Below are 5,480 nucleotides of genomic sequence, written 5' to 3'. Positions count from 1 at the left end.
TGCAAAAGCCACAGCAGGGACGCGTCCGCATGCACGGACAGGAAGTGACGGGTGAACGCGGGCATATTAGCTATATGCCGCAGCAGCCTGCCCTTTTCCCGTGGCGTACCACGCTGGATAACATACTGCTCGGACAAGAAAACGCGCCGCGCAAAGATACGACAGCGCGCTCACGGTACGCCAGCGAACGCGAACGCCGCGAAGAAGCCCTGCAATGGCTGGAGCAGGTCGGGCTGGGCACCTTCGCCAAAGCATATCCGCATACACTCTCTGGCGGCATGCAGCAGCGCGCTGCCTTCCTGCGCGCGTTGCTCAGCCCGCAGGAGCTGATGCTGCTGGATGAGCCGTTCAGCGCTCTGGATGCGCTCACACGTGCGGACATGCAGCAATGGTTATTGCGGATGTGGGAAGAGAACCGCCGCTCTGTGCTGTTTATCACCCACAGCATTGAGGAAGCATTGCTGCTCTCTGATCGTATTTACGTGCTGTCGGCACGACCTGCTACGGTGATGCATATCGTCGATGTTCCCTTCCCGCGCCCTCGACGGGAAGAAATCACCCTTGATCCGCGTTTTAGCGAATGGAAGCGGGCCATGACTGGCTGGATGCGCGAGGAAAAGCATAAACTGGACGGTGACATGGACAACGCTGAGAGTGTCCACACCAATACCTCGAATGATGGAGTGCAGCGGTATGAATAACGTGAAAGTGCCGTCTGCATTGAAATGGAATAACGCAACAAAACCAAGCCTGAAATTGGATGCAACAGCATCCGCACCGTTGATCGACGCCCACATTCATGTTGACAGCTACCCGCCTGAGCAGCAAGAGCTATTGCTCGCTTCTCTTGCTGATAGCAGCGTCGAAACCATTATAGCCGTGTCTATGCATCTGGCCTCCAGCCAAGCCAACCTACGGTTAGCTGAACGTTGGCCCGGGCTGGTACGCCCAGCCTTCGGCTTTCATCCCGAGCAGCCTCTGCCATCACAAGCCGAGCTTGATCTGTTGTTTGACTGGATGAACAAGCATATAGAGCAGATGGTCGCCGTTGGCGAGGTCGGCTTACCCTACTACAATCGGCTGGAGGCCGAACGGAGCGGAGCTCTCTTTGACCTCGCTCCCTACATAGCTCTGCTGGAGCGTTTTATCCGGTTTGCACGCAAGCATAACAAGCCTATTGTGCTGCACGCCGTATATGAAGACGCCGATATTGCTTGTGACCTTTTGGAACGTCACGGCGTCACACAGGCGCATTTTCACTGGTTCAAGGGCTCTGCCGCCACAATCAAACGTATGGCCCACAACGGCTATTACGTCTCCTTCACTCCCGATCTTCTCTACGAGGAAGAAATTCGCAGCTTGGCGAGACAGTACCCGTCCAATCAGATCATGGCGGAGACAGACGGTCCCTGGCCGTTCGAGGGAGCTTTTACCGGGCAACAGACGCATCCGCGGATGACTGCCGACGTCATCCGCGCATATAGCGAGCTGACCAATCAAGACGAGGCTGCCGTCCGCCCATTATTTTATGAAAATACAAGACGCTTTTACTCACTGTCTAATTTATAAAGGCATTTTACAGCATAAGCAAAGAACCTCCGAGAACGCATTCTATGCCAGCGCAACCGGAGGTTCTTTGTATTTTTTAGCCTTTGCTCTACTTTTATTGCTTCAAAAATCCCTTTTGCTCCAAAAATGGCTTCAGCTGCAAACGGGCAGGCTCGGTCAGTCTCGCCGCCATTTGCTCAGACCAAGGAGTAGAGCGTTGACCGCCCGTACGTTCCTTCAAATATTCAGCCGATGTGTGATCATATAGCTCCACAGCCTTCATCGTCTGATTTTTGTCGTAGCCGTTCATGTGCAAAACACCGGACAGCGGAAGACGTGGGCGTATGCCTGTGTCCTGATCCGGTACGCCGATACACATACCGAACACCGGATATACCAGTTCAGGCAACCCTAGCAGCTCGGATACCTCAGCTATTTTCGTACGGATACCCCCGATGTAAACGATGCCCAAACCAAGTGATTCAGCGGCTACTGCTGCATTCTGTGCAGCTAACGCGGCATCAATGGTCGCAACCGTATAGTTTTCGACAGAACCTTCATAGGAAGGCTGACCTGGCTGATGGTGAACCGTGGCCTGCTTCAGGCGATACAAGTCTGCACACCATACCAGAAACACCGGGCATTGCTCAACGTAAGCCTGACCCCCCGCAAGCTCGGCCAGCTTGGTTTTCAAAGCAGGCTCTGTAATAGCAATGGCGGTATATGCCTGCACATTACTGGACGAGGAAGCCATTTGTCCAGCTGCTACAATAGTTGCGAGCTGCTCGTCGGTGATGGCGTCTGACTTGAATTTTCGTACAGACCGATGTTTCATCAACAAGGAAATTGTATCATTCATGACTGCTTCACTCCTAATCCTTCATTTATCTGTGTCAAGCTGTGCGTACACGAAGAAGTTCTTGCAGGTTTGCATGGCACTCCTACAAATATTATGAAACTTTCGCGGTTGATAAGCAACCTAACGCGATAGAGGCCACCAGAAAGGAATTAAGAGAACCCGGCATAACAAAAAGCAAGCACGCTGAAAATCAAATCAGACGTACTTGCTATTTAACTGTTTAGCCTCGCTTGGATGCTGGTTGCATATTCGAAACAGGTCTGTTGATCGCTCTTGCAACCAAACGTGATTTGAATACATGATATAGGTTTGCCAAGAGCAGCCCTATAAACAAGTACATTAATCCGCCAAAAAGATCATACACAGCCGCTCCTACGAACGCGACAAGAATCCCAAAAACGATTTGATCCTTCACCTTGGCAGGTGTCGTGGGCAAGTCGGTAAGCATAAAAAAGCCAAAGAAAAGAGCGGCATTGATAAATGGAGGGCGAAATGCATCCGAAGCATCCCCCAGATGAAAGCGGCCTATAAGGAATAATAATACAAAAAAGGTCCCGAAAAATGAAAACACCTGCGGATATTTATTGACCCGATCCGTTATCATATATCCACCAATAAGCAGAAAGGCAATCATCCATGTGGGTAAATCTCCAAATGCCCCCCACCAACTTTGCCCTGATCCAAAAATGAGGATCGATAGCAACAGTCCAAAAGCTGCTGGATTGAAAATCGGCTTTTTCTTATAGATCAACAAATGCTTGGATGCGATGGCAATGGCTGAAGTAGCCGCAACAACGTACCACGCGGTCGTCGTACTTAACACCAGGGCGATGAGTAACCCTGTAATCAAAGCACCATCCGGCAGTATCCGCTTCCTTTGTCTCATCAAACCAAAGGGAATGTCCACAGCTATAGCAGCACCGACTGCAACGATGCCATCAATAATGCCTGCCATGTCATGCCCGGCAATAGAGGCTATAAAAAGATAAGCCGTGACCGCCATTGCGACATAGCCCTTTGGTGATTTTATCCATTTATTTGTAGTCACTTATATCCCTCCGACTCGAACTAATTGTAGATTTGATGAAATGAGGAGAGCTTGTAAACTGGCTTGTTCCACAAGCTCCCTCCCCTTGGCTGCACCCAACAAAAATGATGCTGTAGAAAAAGCATCTGCCATCATCGCGAAGGGGGCAATCACACTGGAACTGACCCAATCCTTGGGCGAACGCCCGGTTTTCGGATCGATCAGATGGTGTATATCGGCTGTGGTCGTACTTTTGCGCTCATAGCCTCCAGAGGTACATATAGCCTCATCGGAAAGCAGAATCGTCGATATCACTTCTTCTTTGCGCTCAGGATGCTGGATGCCTATTTCCCATGGCTCTCCAATACCATTTACCCCTCCTGCAAATAAGTCGCCCCCCGCATTTACGACAAAACCTTCAAACTCTGCTAGCTCATGAGCTGCCAAGTCAATGGCAAATCCTTTGGCTACAGCCCCGAGATCAATCACCAATGGCTTCAGCAAACACAAGGTACGCTCTTGTTCATCCAATACGATATCCTGATAGGTAACAGAAGCCGCAGAAGGACTTTTCATGGATTGACCGGTTAAATAATGACGATTAAAACCATAGTCCTCCATCTTTTTCCCTATCGCTGGGTCAAATATCCCTTCCGTACATTCGGCCATTTCCAAAGCAAATTTAAGAGGTTCAAACAAAAACGGGCTCACAGTTACAGGTACTCCTACCTGTTGACAGGCGCTCATCAATTCACTGTCAGGGCTAAAACGACTGCAAGCCAGCTCCACTTTTTGAAAAGCCTCAAAGGCCTGATTCATTTTCTGCGTTACCGCTTCTTCGGATGTGAACTTTCCTGTAACAATCTGTATGCTTACGGCAGTATCCATATATAATTTAGTTCTTTTCATACTACACGTTTTGTGCACTGGAGAGTGCATCTTGTACAGCATCCTGAAATGCCTGGGTGCTATACGTTGCACCGGACACATTCATCACTTCTGCACTCTGGTTTTGCACAACCTCCGTGGGAAGTCCTGCTACGTCACTTTCGGAATAATGCATGGCAAAATGGCTAATCTCAACGTCCGTTATTTTATCATTCTTGATCGTTACGCTGACTTCAATGGAACCACGCCGATTATTCCCCATCCCCGTATAGGTACCATCCTTATATATATTTTGTGTTGGAACATTGCTGTTATCCGTGTAGGTTGATGGAGTATTTGAAGGGTCATTGTTTCCTGATATATCATTTGTTTGAATACTGGCTTGCGTGTGTTGCGGCAATGTCTGTACAGCTGCCTCTGTTTCCGTCGTAAAATATCCGGCCGCATACACTGCTGTAATCGCTGTTGAGCATAAAACGACCCATTTTTTATTCATCTGCGCCATCTAAATCCCCCCATATATGATTAGCCTTATACCTCTCTGCTGATAATGCTAGTATAGTAGTGGAATATTTAAATTTTCTTAAAAAACAAACAAAATGAGTTCGATCACTGAAAGGTGGAACAACGTGTGCGAGTGCTTGTCGTAGAAGATGATCCTTCTTTGCTCAAAATTGTCTGTGACCTCTTTGAAAGTGAATCTTTCCTGACAGACAGCGCAGAAACTGGCGACGAAGGGTATTATTTGGCCCAACAAAATATTTATGATTTGATTATTCTCGATATCATGCTGCCGGGAATGAGCGGTGTTGAAATCGTCAAAAAGCTGAGAGCAAACGCTATACTCGTCCCTATCATTCTTTTGACGGCCAAAGATGCAGTAGAGGATCGTGTCGCCGGATTGGATATCGGAGCAGATGACTATATCACGAAACCGTTCGCTGTATCGGAATTATTGGCACGAACAAGAGCTGTTTTGAGGAGAAAGGGTACCATAGGCCAGGAGGGCGAATTGATCTATGGACTTATCCGATTAGTCCCTGCGGCGAAAGACGCTTTTATTGAGGATAATGCCTTGAATTTAACAGCAACAGAATATAAATTACTGGAGTTCTTTCTATGTGACGGATTGTAATATGAAGTGCGACACCTGCTGGA

Annotated in this window: 7 protein-coding genes; 3 read left to right on the top strand and 4 right to left on the bottom strand. The window is 48.4% G+C overall.

Annotated elements, in window-relative coordinates; all coding sequences use genetic code 11:
* Both L693_RS0114395 and L693_RS0114390 read left to right on the top strand, forming a co-directional pair.
* On the top strand, nucleotides 1–701 hold a 701-nt coding region (locus tag L693_RS0114395), incomplete at its 5' end, for an ABC transporter ATP-binding protein (protein ID WP_025717857.1).
* Nucleotides 694–1,569, top strand: a complete 876-nt coding sequence (locus L693_RS0114390) for a TatD family hydrolase (RefSeq protein WP_025717856.1) — start codon at nucleotides 694–696, stop codon at nucleotides 1,567–1,569. The genes L693_RS0114395 and L693_RS0114390, both read left to right, overlap by 8 nt.
* 94 nt (nucleotides 1,570–1,663) lie before the next feature.
* On the opposite strand, the gene nfsA is transcribed toward L693_RS0114390, so the two are convergent.
* From nfsA to L693_RS0114370, 4 genes are all read right to left on the bottom strand, one after another.
* The gene (gene nfsA / locus L693_RS0114385; protein ID WP_025717855.1) at nucleotides 1,664–2,407 is read right to left on the bottom strand and encodes an oxygen-insensitive NADPH nitroreductase; all 744 of its coding nucleotides are present in this window, start codon (nucleotides 2,405–2,407) and stop codon (nucleotides 1,664–1,666) included.
* A gap of 220 nt (nucleotides 2,408–2,627) precedes the next feature.
* Nucleotides 2,628–3,455, bottom strand: a complete 828-nt coding sequence (locus L693_RS0114380; RefSeq protein WP_025717854.1) for an RnfABCDGE type electron transport complex subunit D — start codon at nucleotides 3,453–3,455, stop codon at nucleotides 2,628–2,630.
* Entirely contained in the window at nucleotides 3,456–4,322 is an 867-nt protein-coding gene (locus tag L693_RS0114375) for an FAD:protein FMN transferase (protein ID WP_231503653.1), read from the bottom strand.
* A gap of 22 nt (nucleotides 4,323–4,344) precedes the next feature.
* A complete protein-coding gene (locus L693_RS0114370; RefSeq protein ID WP_025717852.1) occupies nucleotides 4,345–4,827 on the bottom strand; it encodes an FMN-binding protein in 483 nt (160 codons plus the stop codon).
* 126 nt (nucleotides 4,828–4,953) lie between these two features.
* Here L693_RS0114370 and L693_RS0114365 point away from each other — a divergent pair, with 126 nt between their 5' ends.
* Nucleotides 4,954–5,457 carry a response regulator transcription factor gene (locus tag L693_RS0114365; protein WP_025717851.1) on the top strand — a complete coding sequence of 168 codons (504 nt, stop codon included), beginning with the start codon at nucleotides 4,954–4,956 and terminating at the stop codon, nucleotides 5,455–5,457.
* The last annotated feature ends 23 nt before the right edge of the window (nucleotides 5,458–5,480 follow it).

The sequence above is a fragment of the Paenibacillus sp. 1-18 genome, from assembly GCF_000520755.1.
Classification (GTDB): Bacteria; Bacillota; Bacilli; order Paenibacillales; family Paenibacillaceae; genus Paenibacillus; species Paenibacillus brasilensis.
The sequence above is the reverse complement of the archived record's forward strand: the minus strand, read 5'-3'. Positions and strand labels throughout refer to the sequence as shown.